General features: G+C 68.2%; 17 protein-coding genes and 1 other RNA gene. 10 read left to right on the top strand and 8 right to left on the bottom strand.

What is annotated here, in order from left to right; translation table 11 throughout:
- The first annotated feature begins 54 nt into the window (after window positions 1–54).
- The gene (locus ABD154_RS15725; RefSeq protein WP_232623592.1) at window positions 55–1020 is read left to right on the top strand and encodes a DUF5996 family protein; all 966 of its coding nucleotides are present in this window, start codon (window positions 55–57) and stop codon (window positions 1018–1020) included.
- Window positions 1021–1047: 27 nt separating this feature from the next.
- On the opposite strand, the gene ABD154_RS15720 is transcribed toward ABD154_RS15725, so the two are convergent.
- Window positions 1048–1596, bottom strand: coding sequence for a TetR/AcrR family transcriptional regulator (locus ABD154_RS15720; protein ID WP_198498715.1), 549 nt, complete (start codon window positions 1594–1596; stop codon window positions 1048–1050).
- An 82-nt stretch (window positions 1597–1678) separates the two neighbouring features.
- Here ABD154_RS15720 and ABD154_RS15715 point away from each other — a divergent pair, with 82 nt between their 5' ends.
- Window positions 1679–3238 carry an MFS transporter gene (locus tag ABD154_RS15715; RefSeq protein ID WP_198498716.1) on the top strand — a complete coding sequence of 520 codons (1560 nt, stop codon included), beginning with the start codon at window positions 1679–1681 and terminating at the stop codon, window positions 3236–3238.
- A 200-nt stretch (window positions 3239–3438) separates the two neighbouring features.
- Complete coding sequence (locus ABD154_RS15710) at window positions 3439–3768, top strand: nuclear transport factor 2 family protein (protein ID WP_198498717.1); 330 nt, start codon at window positions 3439–3441, stop codon at window positions 3766–3768.
- On the opposite strand, the gene ABD154_RS15705 is transcribed toward ABD154_RS15710, so the two are convergent.
- A complete protein-coding gene (locus ABD154_RS15705; protein WP_198498718.1) occupies window positions 3769–4788 on the bottom strand; it encodes an AraC family transcriptional regulator in 1020 nt (339 codons plus the stop codon).
- A 223-nt stretch (window positions 4789–5011) separates the two neighbouring features.
- Between ABD154_RS15705 and ABD154_RS15700 the strand changes: the two genes are divergently transcribed.
- The gene (locus ABD154_RS15700; RefSeq protein WP_198498719.1) at window positions 5012–6025 is read left to right on the top strand and encodes an alcohol dehydrogenase catalytic domain-containing protein; all 1014 of its coding nucleotides are present in this window, start codon (window positions 5012–5014) and stop codon (window positions 6023–6025) included.
- Here ABD154_RS15700 and ABD154_RS15695 read toward each other — a convergent pair.
- Both ABD154_RS15695 and ABD154_RS15690 read right to left on the bottom strand, forming a co-directional pair.
- Window positions 6019–7380 carry a uracil-xanthine permease family protein gene (locus ABD154_RS15695; RefSeq protein WP_198498720.1) on the bottom strand — a complete coding sequence of 454 codons (1362 nt, stop codon included), beginning with the start codon at window positions 7378–7380 and terminating at the stop codon, window positions 6019–6021. The two genes, ABD154_RS15700 and ABD154_RS15695, sit on opposite strands and share 7 nt — an antisense overlap.
- A gap of 84 nt (window positions 7381–7464) precedes the next feature.
- Window positions 7465–9006, bottom strand: a complete 1542-nt coding sequence (locus ABD154_RS15690; RefSeq protein WP_344251615.1) for a fatty acyl-CoA synthetase — start codon at window positions 9004–9006, stop codon at window positions 7465–7467.
- Window positions 9007–9171: 165 nt separating this feature from the next.
- Between ABD154_RS15690 and ABD154_RS15685 the strand changes: the two genes are divergently transcribed.
- Window positions 9172–10005 (top strand): Nif3-like dinuclear metal center hexameric protein, encoded by an 834-nt coding sequence (locus tag ABD154_RS15685; protein WP_198498722.1) that lies wholly within the window; start codon window positions 9172–9174, stop codon window positions 10003–10005.
- A gap of 24 nt (window positions 10006–10029) precedes the next feature.
- A complete protein-coding gene (locus ABD154_RS15680; protein WP_232623593.1) occupies window positions 10030–10764 on the top strand; it encodes a zinc ribbon domain-containing protein in 735 nt (244 codons plus the stop codon).
- A 10-nt stretch (window positions 10765–10774) separates the two neighbouring features.
- Here the strand turns inward: ABD154_RS15680 and ABD154_RS15675 are convergent, their stop codons facing one another.
- Window positions 10775–11551 carry a YaaA family protein gene (locus ABD154_RS15675; RefSeq protein WP_198498723.1) on the bottom strand — a complete coding sequence of 259 codons (777 nt, stop codon included), beginning with the start codon at window positions 11549–11551 and terminating at the stop codon, window positions 10775–10777.
- 117 nt (window positions 11552–11668) lie between these two features.
- On the opposite strand from ABD154_RS15675, the gene rnpB reads away from it, so the two are divergent.
- Window positions 11669–12046, top strand: an RNA gene (gene rnpB, locus ABD154_RS15670) — RNase P RNA component class A.
- Between the two features lie 36 nt (window positions 12047–12082).
- Here the strand turns inward: rnpB and ppgK are convergent.
- Together ppgK and map are read right to left on the bottom strand one after the other, a co-directional pair.
- Window positions 12083–12916 carry a polyphosphate--glucose phosphotransferase gene (gene ppgK, locus ABD154_RS15665; RefSeq protein ID WP_198498724.1) on the bottom strand — a complete coding sequence of 278 codons (834 nt, stop codon included), beginning with the start codon at window positions 12914–12916 and terminating at the stop codon, window positions 12083–12085.
- Window positions 12909–13823, bottom strand: a complete 915-nt coding sequence (gene map, locus ABD154_RS15660) for a type I methionyl aminopeptidase (RefSeq protein WP_198498725.1) — start codon at window positions 13821–13823, stop codon at window positions 12909–12911. Before map ends, ppgK begins: the two co-directional genes overlap by 8 nt.
- A gap of 130 nt (window positions 13824–13953) precedes the next feature.
- Here map and ABD154_RS15655 point away from each other — a divergent pair, with 130 nt between their 5' ends.
- Window positions 13954–14679, top strand: coding sequence for a FadR/GntR family transcriptional regulator (locus tag ABD154_RS15655; protein WP_198498726.1), 726 nt, complete (start codon window positions 13954–13956; stop codon window positions 14677–14679).
- A gap of 461 nt (window positions 14680–15140) precedes the next feature.
- On the opposite strand, the gene ald is transcribed toward ABD154_RS15655, so the two are convergent.
- Window positions 15141–16259, bottom strand: coding sequence for an alanine dehydrogenase (gene ald, locus ABD154_RS15650; protein ID WP_198498727.1), 1119 nt, complete (start codon window positions 16257–16259; stop codon window positions 15141–15143).
- A 356-nt stretch (window positions 16260–16615) separates the two neighbouring features.
- On the opposite strand from ald, the gene ABD154_RS15645 reads away from it, so the two are divergent.
- Together ABD154_RS15645 and glnA are read left to right on the top strand one after the other, a co-directional pair.
- A complete protein-coding gene (locus ABD154_RS15645; RefSeq protein WP_198498728.1) occupies window positions 16616–16819 on the top strand; it encodes a hypothetical protein in 204 nt (67 codons plus the stop codon).
- A gap of 3 nt (window positions 16820–16822) precedes the next feature.
- Window positions 16823–18175 (top strand): type I glutamate--ammonia ligase, encoded by a 1353-nt coding sequence (gene glnA / locus ABD154_RS15640; RefSeq protein ID WP_198498729.1) that lies wholly within the window; start codon window positions 16823–16825, stop codon window positions 18173–18175.
- Window position 18176 lies beyond the last annotated feature (1 nt).

The raw sequence follows: 18176 nt of genomic DNA, 5'->3' as shown, positions 1-18176 counted from the left end.
CGAAACTCCATCGGTCACAGGCGTGCCTGTGACCACGAGAAGGCCGGGTGGGCGATGGGAACGGAAATGACAGGGTCCTCGTGGCCGCAGCTGCGCATCGATGACTGGACGGGCACGCGGGAGAACCTGCACCAGTGGCTGCAGATCGTCGGGAAGATCGAACTGGTCTCCACGACGCTCATCAACCACTGGTGGAACGTCACCTATGACGTCAGCGCTCGCGGACTGCGCACACAGATCCTCATGCGCCAACAGGGGCGGACCTTCGACGCGGAATTCGACTTCATCGCCGACGAACTCGTGCTGCGAGCGAGCACCGGCGACATCGAGACCGTGCCGCTGAAGCCCCAGTCGGTCGCCGACTTCTACGCCGCCGTGATGGCGGCCCTGACCAGGCTCGGCGCCCCGTGCACAGTGTGGGCATGGCCGAACGAACTGCCCCAGGCCACCCCGTTCGCCGAAGACACACGGCCACGGGAATACGATGCCGACGCCGTGCGGTTGTGGTGGCGACAGCTCCAGCACATCGATGACGTCTTCGCCTACTGGCGCGCCGGATTCGCAGGCAAAGCAAGCCCCGTCCAACTGTTCTGGGGGTCGATGGACCTCTCCGCGACACGCTATTCGGGACGAGTCGCCCCACCGAGCACGGCCTCACCCCCGAACTGCCCGCCCTGGGTGATGGCCGAAGCCGAGGACCGGGAGAACGTCGCCGTCGGGTTCTGGGCCGGCGGCAGCGCCGAAGGCTCTTTCTACGCCTACGCGTATCCGGCGCCGAAAGGCTACTACGACGGGAAGCTCACCGCCGGCGGATACGACGCGAGCCTGGGGGAGTACCTCCTGCCCTACGCCGATGTCCGCACCGCCGACGATCCCGAAGGCACGCTGCTGACGTTCCTCGACGAGGTCTACGACCGCGCCGCGGACCTCGCGAACTGGGATCGCAGGATCCTCGACGTCGATCAGGATCGGCTCATCAGATACCTGCCGCCGGCCGACCTCAGCTCCCACGAGCACTGAGCGAGGTTTGTCTTCGCCCAGGCGCGATCAGTCCTCGCCGAGGTCGGCGAGGATCCGGCCGATGAGGCGTTCGCGCGCTGACGCGCTCATCGGCGCGGTGAGAATGCTCTCATACCCCCAGGAGCCGTCCGCGGCCATGCGGGCGACCAGGCACCGCAGCGAGACGTCATCGAGCTCATCGACGGGGACGCCCTCATCGGGGAACCAGCGCCGATAGACCTCCTCCCAGGGTGCGATCCACTCCGGTTCGTTCGCTGCTTCCATGATGAGACGCAGCTCCACGGTGCTCGGCGTCTTCAGCGCCGCCCGCACGTAGCCGCGGGTGCGTTCGACGAGGCTCGCCTCCTCGGGTGCCTTTCCGGTCGCGGCGAGGAGGTCCTCCTCGATGCGGGCTGCCAGATGCTCATGGATGCCCGCGAGCAGGGCGTGCTTGCTCGCGAAGTGGTAGAGCAGGCCGCGTTTGGTCACCCCCGCCTCCTCGGCGACGGAGTCAAGCGTGAGGGCGGTGATCCCTCGCTCCTCCACCACGGTCAGTGCCGCCTCGATGAGTTTGCGTCGTGCGCTCGGTCGTGCCATGGGTTCTCCTCTCGATGTCATAAGTATACCTTTCGGTGTAGTACACTCATTGGTGAAGTAACTCGAAAGGAGAAGGAACCTCATGGACACCACACCCCCTCGGGCCACAGCCCGCACCTGGGTCGGTCTGGCCGTGCTCGTGCTGCCGATGCTGCTCATCGCCATCGACAGCATGGTGCTGATCTTCGCCCTCGGCGAGATCACCGCGGAACTCGAACCCTCCGGTGCGCAGCAGCTGTGGATCCTCGACATCTACTCGCTCATGCTCGCCGGCCTGCTCGTCACCATGGCCTCACTCGGTGATCGCTTCGGCAGACGGAAGGTGCTCCTCATCGGCGCGGTCGGCTTCGCGATCGCCTCGGTGATCGGAGCGCTGTCGACCGAGGCCTGGATGCTCATCGCCGCCAGGGCCCTCCTCGGCATGTCCGGTGCCGCGATCATGCCCGGCACTCTCTCACTCATCCGCAACATGTTCCTCGACCGCAACGAGCGCCGCACCGCGATGGCCGTGTGGGCGGCGGCCGGAGCACTCGGCGCCGCTGCCGGACCCATCGTCGGCGGCGCCCTCATCGAGGCGTTCAGCTGGCATGCCGCGTTCCTCATGAACATCCCGGTGATGATCCTCCTGCTCGTCCTCGCGCCCTTCCTCGTCCCGGAGAGCAGGAACCCCAACCCCGGTCGCGTCGACCTCCTCAGCATCGTCCTCTCCCTGGCCGGCATGATCGCCGTCATCTACGGAGTGAAGACCTTCGCCGAGGGCGATGAGCCCGGCATCGCCGTCGTCACCTTCGTCGCCGGTCTCGTGCTCCTCGTCCTCTTCGTCATCCGGCAGCTGCGGATGCCTCTGCCGATGATCAACGTCCGCCTCTTCAAGGGACGAGCCTTCACCGGTGCCGTGGTGACGAACTTCCTGTCGGTGTTCGCCCTGGTCGGAGCCATGTTCGCGCTCACGCAGTTCCTCCAGCTCGTCGCGGGACTCTCGATCATCGAATCCGCCCTGTGGATGCTGCCGCAGGCGCTCGTCTCGGCAGGTGCGGGCTTCGTCGCCGCGGCGCTGGTCAAGCGCATTCCGACGTCGATCATCGTCACCGCGGGCATGCTCGTCACCGCGGGCGGATTCGCGATCCTGCTCACGCTCACCCCGGATACTCACCCGTGGGTCATCGCCGTGGCCCTCTCCCTCGTCGGTCTCGGCGCGGGTGTGGGTCTGACGCTGACCAACGACATCATCATGAGCTCGGTCCGCCCCGAGGAGTCCGGTCAGGCTGCGGCGATCAGCAACACCGGCTACGAGGTCGGCACCTCGTTCGGCATCGCGGTCCTCGGATCCGTGCTGCTCGGCTTCTACCGCACGAACCTCGAGGACTCGGTGCCGGCGGGACTGCCCGGCGAGGTGCTCGAGGCCGCCAAGGAGACCCTTGCGGCGGCGCTGCTCTACGCAGAGCAGATCTCCGGTGACATCGGCGCCGCCCTGGCATCGGCAGCCATGGAGTCCTTCACGACGGCACTGTCGCTGACCGGCGGCATCGCCACGGCGATCCTCGTGGCCGTGGCGATCTTCGCGGGCATCATGCTCCGCGGCGTCTCCGCTGAGGCCGATCTCGCCGAGAGCAACCGCGAGAACGTCGATCAGGACGCCTGATCCACACCCGTCCGGCAGTGCGCCCCGACCGGCGCACTGCCGGATGAGCAGGCCCCACGGCTGCCGGGCTCCGGACAGTTGCGGTGATCGCCGAGGCTGGGAAGTGTGCTTGCCCCATTGCCAGGGTGGCGAAATGTTGCCATGATCGTGGGGACATCCGCACGATTCCGAGCACCACCGCTTCAGGAAGAGGACCCATCATGGCCACCGCAGATCTCGCCCAGCAGTTCCACACCGCTCTCGTCGGCGGCGACGCCGACACCCTCAGCTCGCTCGTCACCCCCGATGTCACGTTCACCGGGCCCGTCGCTCAGGCCTCCGGCGCCGAGGAGGTCGTCCGGGGTCTCGCGGAGATGGGCTCGATGACGACCTCCGACGACGTCAAGGTCCAGCTCTCCGACGACGACAACGCCCTCATCTGGTCCGAACTCGCGACCTCCGGCTCCCCGGCGATCCCGGCCGCAACATGGCTGCGCTTCGAGGGCGGGAAGATCGCGGAGATCCAGACGGTCTTCAACGCCGCCCGCTGACTAGGGCCGGACCGCCGAGGCCTCGATGAGGCCCGTTCGCGCACCTTCCGGCGTCATTCCGGTCCAGGTCTTGAACGCGCGATAGAACGAGTTCGTGTCGGTGTAGCCGAGGAGGAAGGCGATCTCGGCGGTGCGCAGATCATTGCGCACGAGATAGTGGCGTGCGAGGTTCTCGCGCGTCTCGGCGAGCACCGCCTGGAACGACGTCCCCTCGGCTTTGAGCTGCCGTTGCAGGGTGCGCGGACTTGTCGCCAACCGCCGTGTGACGGCGCCGATCGACGGATCGCCTGCCGGCAGCGTCTCGACCAAGGCTGACTGCACGCGGTCGCTCGTGCTTGCTCCCGCGTCGAGATCGGCGAGCCGGCGGCGCAGCTCGGGCGCGAAGACCTGCCACATCCCCTCATTCTCGGTGAGGAACGGCCGTGTGGAATCAGCCTGCGCGAAGGTGACCGACCAGGCGTCTCCTGTCCGCACCCGCGCTCCGAGAAATTCTTCGAGCACGCCGGGATCCTGAGGAAGCTGCGGCATCGACACTCGCACCGGGCGGATCGGCTCCCGCGTTGCCAAGCGGGCGAGGGCCACCCAGAAGAGGATTTCGGCCATGGCGAGGAGGACCGGCGGCTCCTGCGTGCTCGGCCACCGATAGGCGATGGTGAGGTCGGCTGCGCTGTCGACGACGAGGGCAACCGGACCGATGAGCGGTTTGTAGACGGCCAGGCGCTCGGCTGCCGTGCGCAGATCCTGACTCGAGAGCGCAGCGAACAGCGGTGGGGAGAAGTGCTCGACGGAGATCGCCTCGCCGATCGCGACGGCCGCCTCCGCCGCGGTGCCGAGACGCTCCGCCTCGTCGGCGATCGCCGCCCAGAAGCGGTAGTAGTCCGCGGTGTCGAGCTCGGTCGCTCCACGCGAAAGCAGATCCCCGGGCAGGCTCGCGCGACGGAGGACGAGGGCGGGGGAGATGTCGAGATCGCGCAGGAGCACGGCGATGCTCGGATCGAGATCGAATCGGGTTCCGGCCATGGTCGAAGCGTAGCCGAGAACGCAGCGCGGACCACCGGTACTGCACGCCAGTCCACCCGCAAAGGACGCCAGGCGATCGTGGCGCGATCGGCAAGCACCTCGGCGTGCTCTGCTGGTCACACGGCATGCTGTGACATCTAATGTCGATGGTGTCATCACGAATCCGGTGAGGACCACTCACCGGATTCGCCCCCGAGCACCACCCTGTTGAAAGGTCACCAACATGAAGGCAGCAGTCATTCCCGAACTCAACGGCACCTGGGAGCTGCGGGAGGTTCCCACCCCGACCGCCGCACCCGGTCAGGTCCTCATCAAGGTCCACGCCACCGGCATCTGCTTCACCGACATCTGGACGACGCGCGGTGCCGCCGGCGATCTGTTCCCCAACACCCCGGGACACGAAGTCGTCGGCGAGATCGTCGAGGTCGGCGAGGGCGTCACCGGCCGCAAGGTCGGCGACCGGGTCGGCACCACGTGGGTGCAGTCGACGTGCGGACGGTGCGACTACTGCCGCGAGAACCTGCCGCTGTCCGGCCAGGCCGCGGTCAACTGCCCGAATGCCCGGCTCACCGGGTTCACCACCCAGGGCGGACACGCCGAGTACATCGCGGCCACCGCGACCGGCACCGTGCTCATCCCCGACGGACTGTCCTATGAGGAGGCCGCACCGATCTTCTGCGCCGGGTACACCGTGTGGAGCGGACTGCGCGCGGCTGATCCTCAGCCGGGCGAGACGATCGCCGTCGTCGGGATCGGCGGTCTCGGTCACCTTGCGGTCCAGTATGCGAAGGCAGCCGGCTTCAGGACGATCGCGGTGACCCACTCGCCGGACAAGCATGACCTGGCCCGCGACCTCGGCGCTGATCTCGTCGTCGCCGACGGCGCGGAGCTCCAGGCGGCAGGCGGCGCCGATGTCCTGCTTCTGAGCTCGAATTCCTACGAGTCCGGCAGGGACGCGTTCAAGGGCCTGCGGCACGACGGTCGTGCAGTTCTCGTCGGTCTCGACCCGTTCGACGACTTCACGATCCCGACCGAGCCGCAGCCGTTCTTCGCGCAGCGTCAGAAGGTCATCGGCGCCACGCACAACGGGCTCAACTACCTCACCGAAGCACTCGAGATCGCGGCATCGGGCAAGGTGAAGCCGATGATCGAGGTCTTCGACAAGGAGGACATCACCGAGGCGGTCGCCAAGGTCACCGCCGGTGACGTCCGCTTCCGCGCCGTCGTCACCTACTGAGTGCTCTTCGGCTCCGACTGGTCTGCCATCGCGCCGGCCCCCGCCTCGACGGGGACCGGCGCGGTGCCGCGCCACCGGGCGATGAGCGTCATCAGCTGGTAGATGACGATCGCCGAGGCGGTGCCCAGGGCGATCCCGGCGAACTCGAGTCCGGCCGGGGTCCACGTGAAGTTCGCGATCGCGACGATGAGGGACACCGCTGCGGTGTTGAGGTTGATCGGATTGGCGAAGTCGACCCGGTTCTCCACCCAGATGCGCACCCCGAGGAGGCCGATCATCCCGTAGAGCACGGTCGCTGCCCCGCCGAGCACACCGGGTGGGATCGTCGCGATGATCTCCCCGAACTTCGGCAGCAGACTGAGGATGAGGGCGATGATCGCGGCACAGAAGTACGCGGCCGTCGAGTAGATCTTCGTCGCGGCCATGACGCCGATGTTCTCCGCGTACGTCGTCGTGCCCGATCCGCCGCCGGCCCCGGCGAGCGTCGTGGCGAGTCCGTCGGCGAAGAGGGCCCGGCCGGTGAGTCCGTCGAGATCGCGGCCGGTCATCGCGGCCACGGACTTCACATGCCCGATGTTCTCGGCGACGAGGACGAGGACGACGGGCAGGAAGAGTCCGAGGTACCCGAGATCGAAGGCCGGGGCGTGGAAGGTCGGCAGGCCGATCCAGGCGGCGGAGGACACGGTGGAGAAGTTCACTTCCCCCTGGACGAGTGCCGCACCGTAGCCGACGAGCACGCCGATGAGGATCGACAGCCGCCCGAGCATGCCCTTGAAGAGCACGGAGGAGACGACGATGACGGCGATCGTGATGACTGCGGTGAGCGGCGCCTGCTGCACCCACCCCCAGGCGGCGGGGGCGAGGTTGAGGCCGATGAGGGCGACGATCGCACCGGTGACGACCGGCGGCATCGTCACCTCGATCCACCGCACCCCGGCGAAGTGGACGACGATGCCGACAAGCGCCAGGGTCACCCCGACGGAGATGATCCCGCCCTGGGCGAGCGCCATCGCCTGCGAGTCGAGCCGCTCCCCGGAGGTCGCCGCGAAGCCGGTGACCGCCCCGACGGGGGCGAGCAGGCCGAACGACGAGCCGAGGTAGGACGGCATCATCCCCTTCGTGATGAGGAGGAAGAGAAGCGTGCCGATCGCGGTGAAGAAGAGCGTCGTCGACGGCGGGAAGCCTGTGAGCAGAGGGACGAGGAACGTCGCCCCGAACATCGCGACGACGTGCTGGGCGCCGATCCCGATCGTCCGTGGCCAGCTCAGCCGCTCCTCGGGAAGCACGATCTCCCCGGGACGGATCGTCCTGCCGTCACCGTGGAGGCTCCACTGCCATCTGGCGGTCGTGTCCACCTCGTGTTCCCTTCCGTCGACTCCGGACCCTCACCGGGTCCCAGTGCAGTGTATGCGCGCCGAGGCGGCTGTGCACGAGAGGGGTCATGTCTCCCGCAGCGATCGCTTGAGGATCTTGCCGGCGGAGTTCTTCGGCAGCTCGGCGACGAACGTCACCCGCTTGGGCACCTTGAAGCCGGCGAGACGGTCCCGGACATGGGCGATGACATCCGCCTCGGCGATCTCACCGGCATCGTCGCGGAGAACGACGAAGGCACTGATCGCCTCGATCCACTTCTCGTCGGCGATGCCGACGACGGCGACCTCGGCGACTCCGGGCATCGCGAAGATCGCATCTTCGACCTGCCGGCTGGCCACGAGCACCCCGCCGGTGTTGATGACGTCCTTGACGCGGTCGACGACCTCGACGTAGCCGTCGGCATCCATCCGCACGAGGTCACCGGAGTGGAACCACTGGCCGTCGAAGGCGGCGTCGGTCGCCTCGGGCCTGTCCCAGTAGCCCTCGCACAGCTGCGGCGACCGGTAGAGGATCTCTCCGAGCTCACCGGGGCCGACCTCCTCACCGGCGGCGTCGACGACCCGCGTCTCGACGAAGAGGACGGCGCGTCCGGCCGAGCCGGGGTGGGCGTCGTGCTCCTCGGGGCGGAGCACCGTGCACAGCGGACCCATCTCGGACTGGCCGAAGCAGTTGTAGAACCCGAGCCCGGGCAGCCGGGTGCGCAGCTTCTCGAGCACCGGGCCGGGCATGATCGACGCCCCGTAATAGGCCTTCTCGAGGCTGTCGAGGTTCCTCGTCTCAAGGCCGGGACTGTTCGCGAGCGCCACCCACACGGTGGGGGCGGCGAAGAAGGAGTTGATCCGCCGCGACTCGAAGAGAGCGAGCAGGTCGTCCGGGACGGGGGCGGTGACGATGATGTTGTGGGCGCCGACGGCGAGCAGCGGGAGGAGGAAGACGTGCATCTGCGCCGAATGGTAGAGCGGCAGCGCATGGACGACCCGGTCGGTGCCGGCGAAGTCGAGGCTCGTCAGGCACGAGAGGTATTCGTGGACGAGCGCGCGGTGCGTCATGACCGCGCCCTTCGGCGCCGAGGTGGTCCCCGAGGTGTAGAGCAGCTGCGCGACATCCGTGTCAGCGACGTCGAACTCGCCCTCTCCGGCCGGGGCGATGTCCGGCGCCGAGGCGGGACCGAGGAAGTCGTCGAACCCGACGAGACGGGCGCTGCCGCCATGGGCGGTGGCGGAGACCGCCTCGGCGAGGTCGGAGTCGGCGACGACGATCCCGGCCCCGGAGTTGGCGAGGATGTAGTCGAGCTCGTCCCCGGTGAGCTGGAAGTTCACGGGCACGTGGATGAATCCGGCACGGGCGCACGCGAGATAGACGAGGGCGTAGAGGTCCGAGTTCCGGCCGTAGGCGGCGATCCGGTCGCCTGGACCGGCCCCGAGGCGGCGGAGTTCACGGGCGATCGCGGTGACCGCGGAATCGAACTCGGCATAGGACCATGTGCGGTCGCCGAACTCGACGGCGGTCCGGGAGCCGAAGCGGTCGGCGCTGCGCCGGATGAGATCGGCGACGGTGGAGGAGACGGGCTGCAGGGACGACGTCGTCGTCGACGCGGTAGAGGTCATGGGGCCAATCTAGCGGCGACGCCTCGGCAAGTGAACAGATCGGGCTCTCCGGTGCCAGGGCCGGGCCGACTCCGGCCGATGGCAGGCGGACCGGCCCGACCGGGGGCGGTGCGTGCGCTCCACCGCCCGGGATGAGTGCCGGTGACGATGCATTAGTGTGGGCGTATGAGATATCCGACGGTCAGCGAATGTGTGGACGTCTTCGACTCCCTGTGGCCGCCGTCCCTGGCCGAGGACTGGGACACCGTCGGTCTCGCGGTCGGGGATCCCGATGCCGAGGTGCGCTCGATCCTCCTCGCCCTCGATCCCACCGATGCCGTCATCGCCGAGGCGGTCGTCCTCGGCGCGGACCTGCTCTTCACCCATCATCCGCTCATGCTGCGCCCGGTCTCCTCGGTGAGCGCGGGCACCCTCAAGGGCGGGGCCGTCCACACGCTCATCACGAACGCCATCGCCCAGTTCAACGCGCACACCAATGCCGACTCCGCCGTCGGGGGAGTCTCGGACGTCCTCATCGACCTCATCGGCGTCCCCGACTCCTCACCGCTCGTCCCCGACCCCGCGGATCCGGCACGCGGCATCGGTCGGGTGGGCGACCTCGGCGAGCCGACGACGGTCCGCGACATCGCCCGGACCCTGGCCGGTCGACTGCCGCGGACGACGACCGGTGTGCGCATCGCCGGTGACCCCGCCGCCGAGGTGACCCGGGTCGCCGTGTGCGGGGGAGCGGGGGACTCCCTCTTCGACGCCGTGCGCACCAGCGGTGCCGACGTCTACGTCACCGCCGATCTCCGCCATCATCCGGCGACCGAGGCCCTCGACACCGGCAATCGCGGCGACGCCCGCCCCCAGCTCATCGACGTCTCGCATTGGGCCTCGGAGGCGGTGTGGCTGGCGGTCGCCGCCGAGGCGCTCGACGCCGAGTTCGCCGCCCGCGGACTCTCCGTCGCCCTCCAGGCCTCCGCCGTCAACACCGACCCCTGGGTCGAACGCTACTGACCCCTGCCCTCGATGCTCTAGGACATGACCATGCAGCTCACCGCCGATCAGCGCACCCGTCTCGAGGAGCTCATCGAGCTCACGGCGAAGTCACGGGCCCTGCGCCACGAACACGAGAACCCCGCCGAGGGGCCGAAGCTGCAGGAGCTCATCGAGCGGCACAAGGCGCTGAGTGCGGAGAAGGCGGCCGCCGCCGAGGTGACCGCCGGGCTCGAGAGCGAGACCGCCGAGCTCACCGCCGCGATCGACAAGCAGACGGCGCAGATTGCGAAGAAGACGACCGAGCTCAACGACGGCACGGGGCTGACGAGCCGCGACCTCGTCCACCTGCAGGAGGAGATCGCCGCCCACGAGGCGAAGGTCGCCGAATTCGAGGACACGGAGCTCGCGACGATGGAGCGACTCGAAACCGCGCAGGCCGAGCTGGCGGACATCGAATCCCGCATCGCCGAGGTCACGGAGCAGGGACGGACGACCCAGACGGCGATCAAGGAGCGCAAGGCGGCGCTGGCCGAGGACATGGACGAGCTCGGCAGTCAGGAGTCCCAGCTCAAGGCCGACCTGCCGCCGGACCTCGTGCGCCGGTTCGAGGGCAACGTCGCCCAGGGCGGGCCGGGCGCGGCGATCATCGCCGGCCCCAACTGCCAGGCCTGCGGTCAGGAGATCAGCGGCGCCACGTGGCACCAGTGGCTGAGCGAGGACCCGAACGAGGTCCACACCTGCGAGGAGTGCGAAGCGGTCCTGCTCCGCCGCGCGTGAAGCCGAGGGCTCAGTCGCGCAGGACGATCGTCAGTCCCGCCGGTCGGGTGGCGGTCGCCTCGGCGAATTCCACCTCATAGTGCTCTGCGGCGCGGGTGACGAGTGCGTCGATGCTCTCCGGCAGCGGGCGTTCGTCACGGAGCAGGCGGCCGACGAACTCGCCCCGGTAGAACTTCGCCCAGTGGGAGACGACGCTGCGCTTGTCCCCGGTCGCCTTGATGGCCCCGAGCGTGACGACCTGCCCGTGGGGACCCGGCCACGCCGACCGGTAGTCGCTCGAGCGGCAGTCGAGGATGACCTCGGCGTCAGCGACGGTGAAGGACTTCGCGAGGATCGGCTTCCACCACGAGGACAGCCGGCCGAGCTGGCCGAGGTCGGTCTTCATCGCCAAGCGATACGCGGGGATCGGGTCGAGGCCGCCGACCTGACCGAACACCGCGGAGAACACGTGGACGTCGCGGAGGCGGTCAGCGAACGCCGCATCGGACTCGGCGAGGGCGACGAGATCGGCCGCGCCCATCGCCTCGAAGAGGACGCCGGTGTAGGTGAGCAGGGCGGGAGCGCACGGCTGCTCGTCGATGGTGACGTTGCGGGCGACCTCCTCGGCGAGTGACTTGCCGACGCCGAGGGCGGTGAGCGCGTCCTTGCGCTTCGAGGCCTTCTTCAGCGCTCCGAGCACCTGCCGTCGCTTGGCGGTGAGATCCGGGGACGACAGGGCGGCCAGGTCGAGCGGTGCCCCGGTCGCCGGTGGGGTCTTGCCTTCGGAGGGAGGGAGGAGGATCTTCACCCCACCATCGTAGGCGGCAGGGCTGACACGCCCCGACCCGGTCCGTGTTGCCTTGGTCACCACCGGGTGGGAGGTCGCCGTCGCCTGCTGCCGATCCGAGTAGACTGGTCGGTGAGGACAGGTCACCAGACGGCCGCGGCCTTCGGGCTGAGGAACGTCCGGGCTCCGCAGAGCAGGGATGGTGGGTAACACCCACCCGGGGCAACCCGCGGGCAAGTGCAACAGAGAGCAGACCGCCACGCGAGACGATGCACATCGTGTCGCGGGGTAAGGGTGAAACGGTGGTGTAAGAGACCACCAGAGTGCCGGGTGACCGGCGCTGCTGGGTAAACCCCATCCGGAGCAAGATCAGACAGACGGCGTTCGAGGCTGCTCGCCGAGCCGTCGGGTGGATTGCTTGAGGCCGTTGGCAACAGCGGTCCCAGATAGATGGCCGTCAGTCGAGAAGGGCAACCGACTCGATGACAGAACCCGGCGTATCGGTGGCCTGTCCTCCTCAGTCACCTCGTCACCCCGTCGAGTTGGGACCGCTCAGCTCTCGCCCTTCTTCACTCGCGCTTTGCCGTCGTTGACGGCGAGGATTGCGGCCCCGACGATGCCGGCGTTGTTGAACATCTTCGCCGGGCACATGAGCGCGCGGGTCTTGATGAGCGGCAGGAACTCATCGTGCTGCTTCGAGATGCCGCCGCCGACGATGATGAGGTCCGGGGCGACGAGCAGCTCGACCTGGGAGTAGTACTGCTGGAGGCGACCAGCCCACTCGTCGTATTCGAGTCCCTCGCGGACCTTGACCGATTCGGCCGCCTGCGTCTCGGCGTCGCGGCCATTCATCTCGATGTGGCCGAGCTCGGTATAGGGGACCAGCCGGCCCTGAGTGAACAGCGCGGTGCCGATGCCGGTGCCGAGCGTCGTCAGCAGCACGGTCTTCTTCCGGTACTTCCGGCCGGCGCCGAAGACCATCTCCGCGAGCCCCGCGGCATCGGCGTCGTTCATGATGAAGAACTTCCGGCCGACGTGCTCGCGGAGGATCGACTGGATGTTCGAGCCGATCCAGCTCTGATCGAGGTTCGCGGCGTAGTGGACCTCGTCGTCACGGACGACACCGGGGAACCCGCAGCCGAGGGGGAGCGCGTCGAGGGACGACCGGTCGTCGACGACCTCGAGTTCGAGGGCACGCTCGACGAGGAGCTCGACCACCTCGGCGATGGCATCGGCGACCGCCACCGGCGTGCTCGGCTTCGGGGTGAGGACCCGGACCCGCTTGAACGCGAGCTGACCGGTCGCCGTGTCGACGAGCGCGGCTTTGATGCCCGTGCCGCCGATGTCGATGCCGATCGCGAAACGGGCGGGGGAGTCGTCAGTCATGCGTGTCCTTGGGGCTCGGGCCTCCGGCGATCGCCGTGTCCGGATCGGGGAGGGTGAGGATGTCGGCACCGGTGTCGGTGACGACGATGGTGTGCTCGAACTGGGCGGAGCGCTTCCGGTCCTTCGTCACGACCGTCCACGAGTCGTCCCAGACGTCCCAGGCCTCGGTGCCGAGGTTGAGCATCGGCTCGATCGTGAAGATCATGCCCGGCTCCATCACCTCGGCGTGGGCCGGGGCGGCGTCGTAATGGGGGACGATGAGCCCGGAATGGAACTCCCGTCCGACCCCGTGCCCGCTGTAGTCGCGGACGACGCCGTAGCCGAAGCGCTGCGCGTACTTCTCGATGACGCGGCCGATGATGTTGATCTCCCGACCGGGCCGCACCGCCTTGATGCCGCGCATCGTCGCCTCCCACGTCCGCTCGATGAGCAGACGGGACTCCTCGTCGATGTCACCGACGGCGAAGGTGAAGTTCGTGTCTCCGTGCATGCCGCCGATGAACGCGGTGATGTCGACGTTGACGATGTCGCCGTCGACGAGCTCGGTGGAATCGGGGATCCCGTGGCAGATGACCTCGTTGACCGAGGTGCACACCGACTTCGGGAACCCGCGGTAGCCGAGCGTCGACGGGTAGGCGCCGTGGTCGGCCATGTACTCGTGGGCCACCCGGTCGATCTCATCCGTCGTCACTCCGGGGGCGATGATCTCGCCGACCGCGGCCAGCGCGTTCGCGGCGATCGTCCCGGCGGTGCGGACGCGCTCGATCTCCTCCGGCGTGTAGTGGTTGCCGCCGCGGCCCTCATCGGCATCGGCGCGACCGACGTATTCGGGGCGGGTGATCGAAGCGGGGACCCGACGTTCGGGAGAGAGCGTTCCGGGCGTGATGAGGCGAGGCTGGACAGTCATGATGGTCACGATTCTAGAGCCCCGGCGTGTCGATATTCCACCGCGCACCCGCACCCGTGACCCCGGGTGGAGGCGCAGAAGCATAGACTCGAGGGTGAGCAATGACGACGGAATCGACGCAGGAGGTGTGATGAGCGAGCGTTCGGATGTGTCCGGTGGGGAGTTCTCCGGGCTGAGCGAGGTGGTGAGCCTGACGAGCGCCCCTCAGCAGATCGCCGACCACATCCTCTCCGGCATCGCCGTGGGAGCCCTGCCGGAGGGCACCCTGCTGCCCGGCGAACGGGCCCTGGCCGCTGACCTGCAGGTGTCGCGCTCGAGTGTCCGGGCGGCTCTCGAGCGGCTCGAGCGCCTCGGAGTCGTCGAACGGCGCCGAGGCCGCGGCGGCGGCACCTTCGTCGCCAACGTCGAACCGGCCACTCTGGCCCCCATGGCCGGACGCATCGAGGAGTTCTACGCCGAGCGCAAGAACCTCCTCGACGCCCGCGCCGTGTTCCAGAACGGTCTGGCCGCCACGGCGGCGACGCGGCGGACGGAGGACGAGCTCGCCGAACTCCGGGAGCTCGCCGCGGTGTACTCCGAACGCGCCGAGGCGGCCGCCGCTCGGACGGCCGATGCGCGGTTCCATTTCGCCATCGCCCGGGCCGGGCACAATCCCGAACTCGTCCGCATGGCCATCGACATCGACACCCGGATCAACGCCGGCTTCCGTCACGACCCGTTCTCGCATGAGCTCTTCGACCGTGCGGTCATCGACCATGCCGCGATCGTCGAGGCGATCGCCAACGGGGACGCCGAGGCGGCCGGGCGGCTGTGCGAAGAGCACTTCCGCTCGACGACGATGCCCGACCAGGGCTGACCGCGCCGACTGAGGTCCGCCGACATCCTCTGGGTGCCGCCGGACCTCCGCGGGGCGCCGCGGAGTGCGCCGCCGGACCTCCGTGGGGCACTGCCGACAACCTCGGGGCGCTGCCGGGACTACGCGGAGCGCCGCGGACAACCTCGGGGTGCAAGAACACCCCGGCGCTCGACGCACACCCCTGCGCTCGACACACACCTCTGAGCACAGCGAAAGGAACCCGCAGCTCCATACCCACCGCGTGCACGGGGAGGGTGTGGAGCCGAGGGTGCCTTTCGCGACAACCGCCGCCGGACCGCGCGCCGCTGTCAGGCCCGCGCGAGGCCCGACGCTGTCGCGAGCGGCCTTCGCCGAACCGTCATCGGCGCGCAGCCTGCGGCGAACGCTCAGCTAGCGACCGCTCAGTCGGCGACCGCTCAGTCGGCGACCGCTCAGTCGGCGACCGCTCAGTCGGCGAACGCTCAGTTGGCGAGTGCGTGCTCGACGGAGACGGCCTCGAGGCCGAACGCCTCGGCGACGTTGTCATTGGTGACGTGACCGTTGTGGACGTTGAGTCCGCGGGCGAGGCCGGCGTCGTTCGACAGCGCCTTGTGCCAGCCCTGGTCTGCGAGCTTGACGGCGAAGGGCAGGGTCGCGTTCGTCAGGGCCGCGGTCGCGGTGTTCGGCACGGCGCCGGGCATGTTCGCCACGCAGTAGAAGATCGACTGGTGGACGACGTAGGTCGGGTCGTCGTGCGTCGTCGGGTGCGAGCCTTCGAAGCAGCCGCCCTGGTCGATGGCGATGTCGACGAGCACCGAGCCGGGCTTCATGCCGGCGACCATCTCGTCGGTGACGAGCTTGGGAGCCTTCTTGCCGGGGATGAGGACCGAGCCGATGACGAGGTCGGCGGTCGAGAGCGACTTCGTGATCTCGTACTTGTTCGACACCTTCGTCGCGATCGCTCCGCCGAAGGTCTCGTCGATCTGGCGCAGACGCGGGATGTTGATGTCGATGACCTCGACGTTGGCGCCGAGTCCGAGGGCCATGCGCGCGGCGTTCGTGCCGGCCACACCGGCGCCGATGACGACGACATTGGTCTTGTCGGTGCCGGGGACGCCGGAGAGGAGCACGCCGCGGCCGCCTTCGGCCTTGAGCAGGCTGTGGGCGCCGACCTGCGTCGAGAGACGTCCGGCGATCTCGCTCATCGGCGCGAGCAGCGGCAGGCCGCCGCCGTCGGGCTGGACGGTCTCGTAGGCGATCGCCGTGGTGCCGGCCTCCATGAGCGCCTTCGTCAGCGCTTCGTCGGCGGCGAGGTGGAGGTAGGTGAAGAGGATGAGGTCCTGGCGGAGGAAGCCGTACTCGGAGGCGATGGGCTCCTTGACCTTGAGGACCATGTCACCGGCGGCCCAGGTGGCGGCGGCGTCGGGGGCGATCTTCGCGCCGGCTGCGATGTACTCATCGTCGGTGATGAATGATCCTTCGCCGGCTCCGGCCTGGACGGTGACCTGGTGACCGCGGGAGACGAGCTCGTGGACGCCGGCGGCGGTGATGGCGACGCGGAACTCGTTGTTCTTGACCTCTGTGGGCACTGAGATGCGCATTGGGATTCCTTCTTTCATGGCGCCCCATGGGACGGGACAGATTCGGCTCTGCGGGGCAGCGACCGAGGGTACATCTCACTCTAAGCTCGTGAAGGTTCGCGAGGCAAACCTTTACGTGCCCATTTCGTCATCAATCTTGCGGAATCGGTTGTCCACCATGCGAAAGAATGGGGAAATCCGCGGAACTGGTACCACCTCGAGGCATCCTCGGTGGACCCCTCGCAGCCGCCGGGGCACTCCGGGGAACCGGCAACGGTCACCGGCCGACACCTCGGCGAACTCCCTGTCAGGAGGCCCGCGAACCGGTAAGCTGGCCGGTGTCAGGGCATCATCTCACCGACGACGAAAGGCCTGTCATGGGACTGTTCAAGGATATCGACGAAGCGAACTCGAAGTGGTACTTCAACACCGCGACCGGTGAGGTCGAGCAGGGGCTCGTCAGCGATTGGACCCACCGCATGGGCCCCTACGACACCGAGGCAGAGGCCCGCGACGCCCTCGAGCAGGCGAAGAAGCGCAACGAGGAGTGGAACGAAGCTGACGAGAAGTGGAACGGCTGATCGATGTCGAAGCAGGAAGAGTTCGTCCTCCGCACCGTCGAGGACCGTGACGTCCGGTTCATCCGGCTGTGGTTCACCGACGTCCTCGGCGGGCTGAAGTCCGTGGCCGTCGTCCCCGCCGAACTCGAAGGCGCGTTCTCCGAGGGCATCGGCTTCGACGGGTCGGCGGTCGAGGGGCTCTCCCGGGTCTATGAGGCCGATATGGTCCTCAAGCCCGATCCGTCGACGTTCTCCCTGCTGCCGTGGCGCGGGGAGACGGAGCCGACGGGCCGGATGTTCTGCGACATCCACGTGCCCGGCGGGGAACCGGCGAAGGCCGACCCTCGCTACGTCCTCAAGCGCACGCTGGAGAGCGCCGCGAAGAAGGGCTTCACCTTCTACGTCCACCCCGAGATGGAGTTCTACCTCTTCCGATCCGGCAACCTCGACCTCGGCAACGGCACGCTCGGCGCCCCGGTGCCCGTCGACACCGCCGGATACTTCGACCACGTCAACGGCGGGACCGCGAACGACTTCCGGCGCTCGGCGGTGACGATGCTCGAGGCGATGGGCCTCTCGGTCGAGTTCTCCCACCACGAGGCGGGTCCGGGACAGAACGAGATCGATCTGCGCTACGCCGATGCGCTGACGATGGCCGACAACATCATGACCTTCCGCTCGGTCATCAAGGAGGTCGCGATCGCCCAGGGCGTCTACGCCTCGTTCATGCCCAAGCCGCTCGCCGACCACCCGGGCAACGGCATGCACACCCACGTGTCCCTCTTCGAGGGGGAGAACAACGCGTTCTTCGAACCGGGTGCGACCTATCAGCTCTCGAAGATCGGACGCCAGTTCATCGCCGGTCTGCTCCACCACGCGGCGGAGATCACGGCCGTGACGAACCAGTTCGTCAACTCCTACAAGCGCCTGTGGACCGGTCACGAAGCCCCCTCCTACATCTGCTGGGGACACCGGAACCGGTCCGCGCTCGTGCGGGTCCCGCAGTACAACTCCGGCAAATCGTCCTCGGCCCGTGTCGAGTACCGCGGCCTCGACTCCTCGGCGAACCCGTACCTGTCCTACGCGCTGCTCCTCGCCGCCGGGCTCAAGGGGATCGAAGAGGACTACAAGCTGCCGGAGGAGGCCGAGGACAATGTCTGGCTGCTCTCGGACACCGAACGCCGGGCGATGGGCATCCGCGCCCTCCCCGCGAGCCTCGCCGAGGCGCTCGAGATCATGGAGGGCTCCGACCTCGTCGCCGAGACCCTCGGCGAAGAGGTCTTCGACTTCTTCCTCCGCAACAAGCGACAGGAATGGGACGGCTACCGCGCTCAGGTGACCCCGTACGAGCTCAGCAAGCACTTCTCGTCGATGTGAT

It is taken from the genome of Brevibacterium sanguinis, assembly GCF_039528855.1.
GTDB classification, from domain to species: domain Bacteria; phylum Actinomycetota; class Actinomycetes; order Actinomycetales; family Brevibacteriaceae; genus Brevibacterium; species Brevibacterium sanguinis.
Note: the sequence above shows the minus strand (reverse complement) of the source record. Positions and strands in the feature narration are given on the sequence as shown.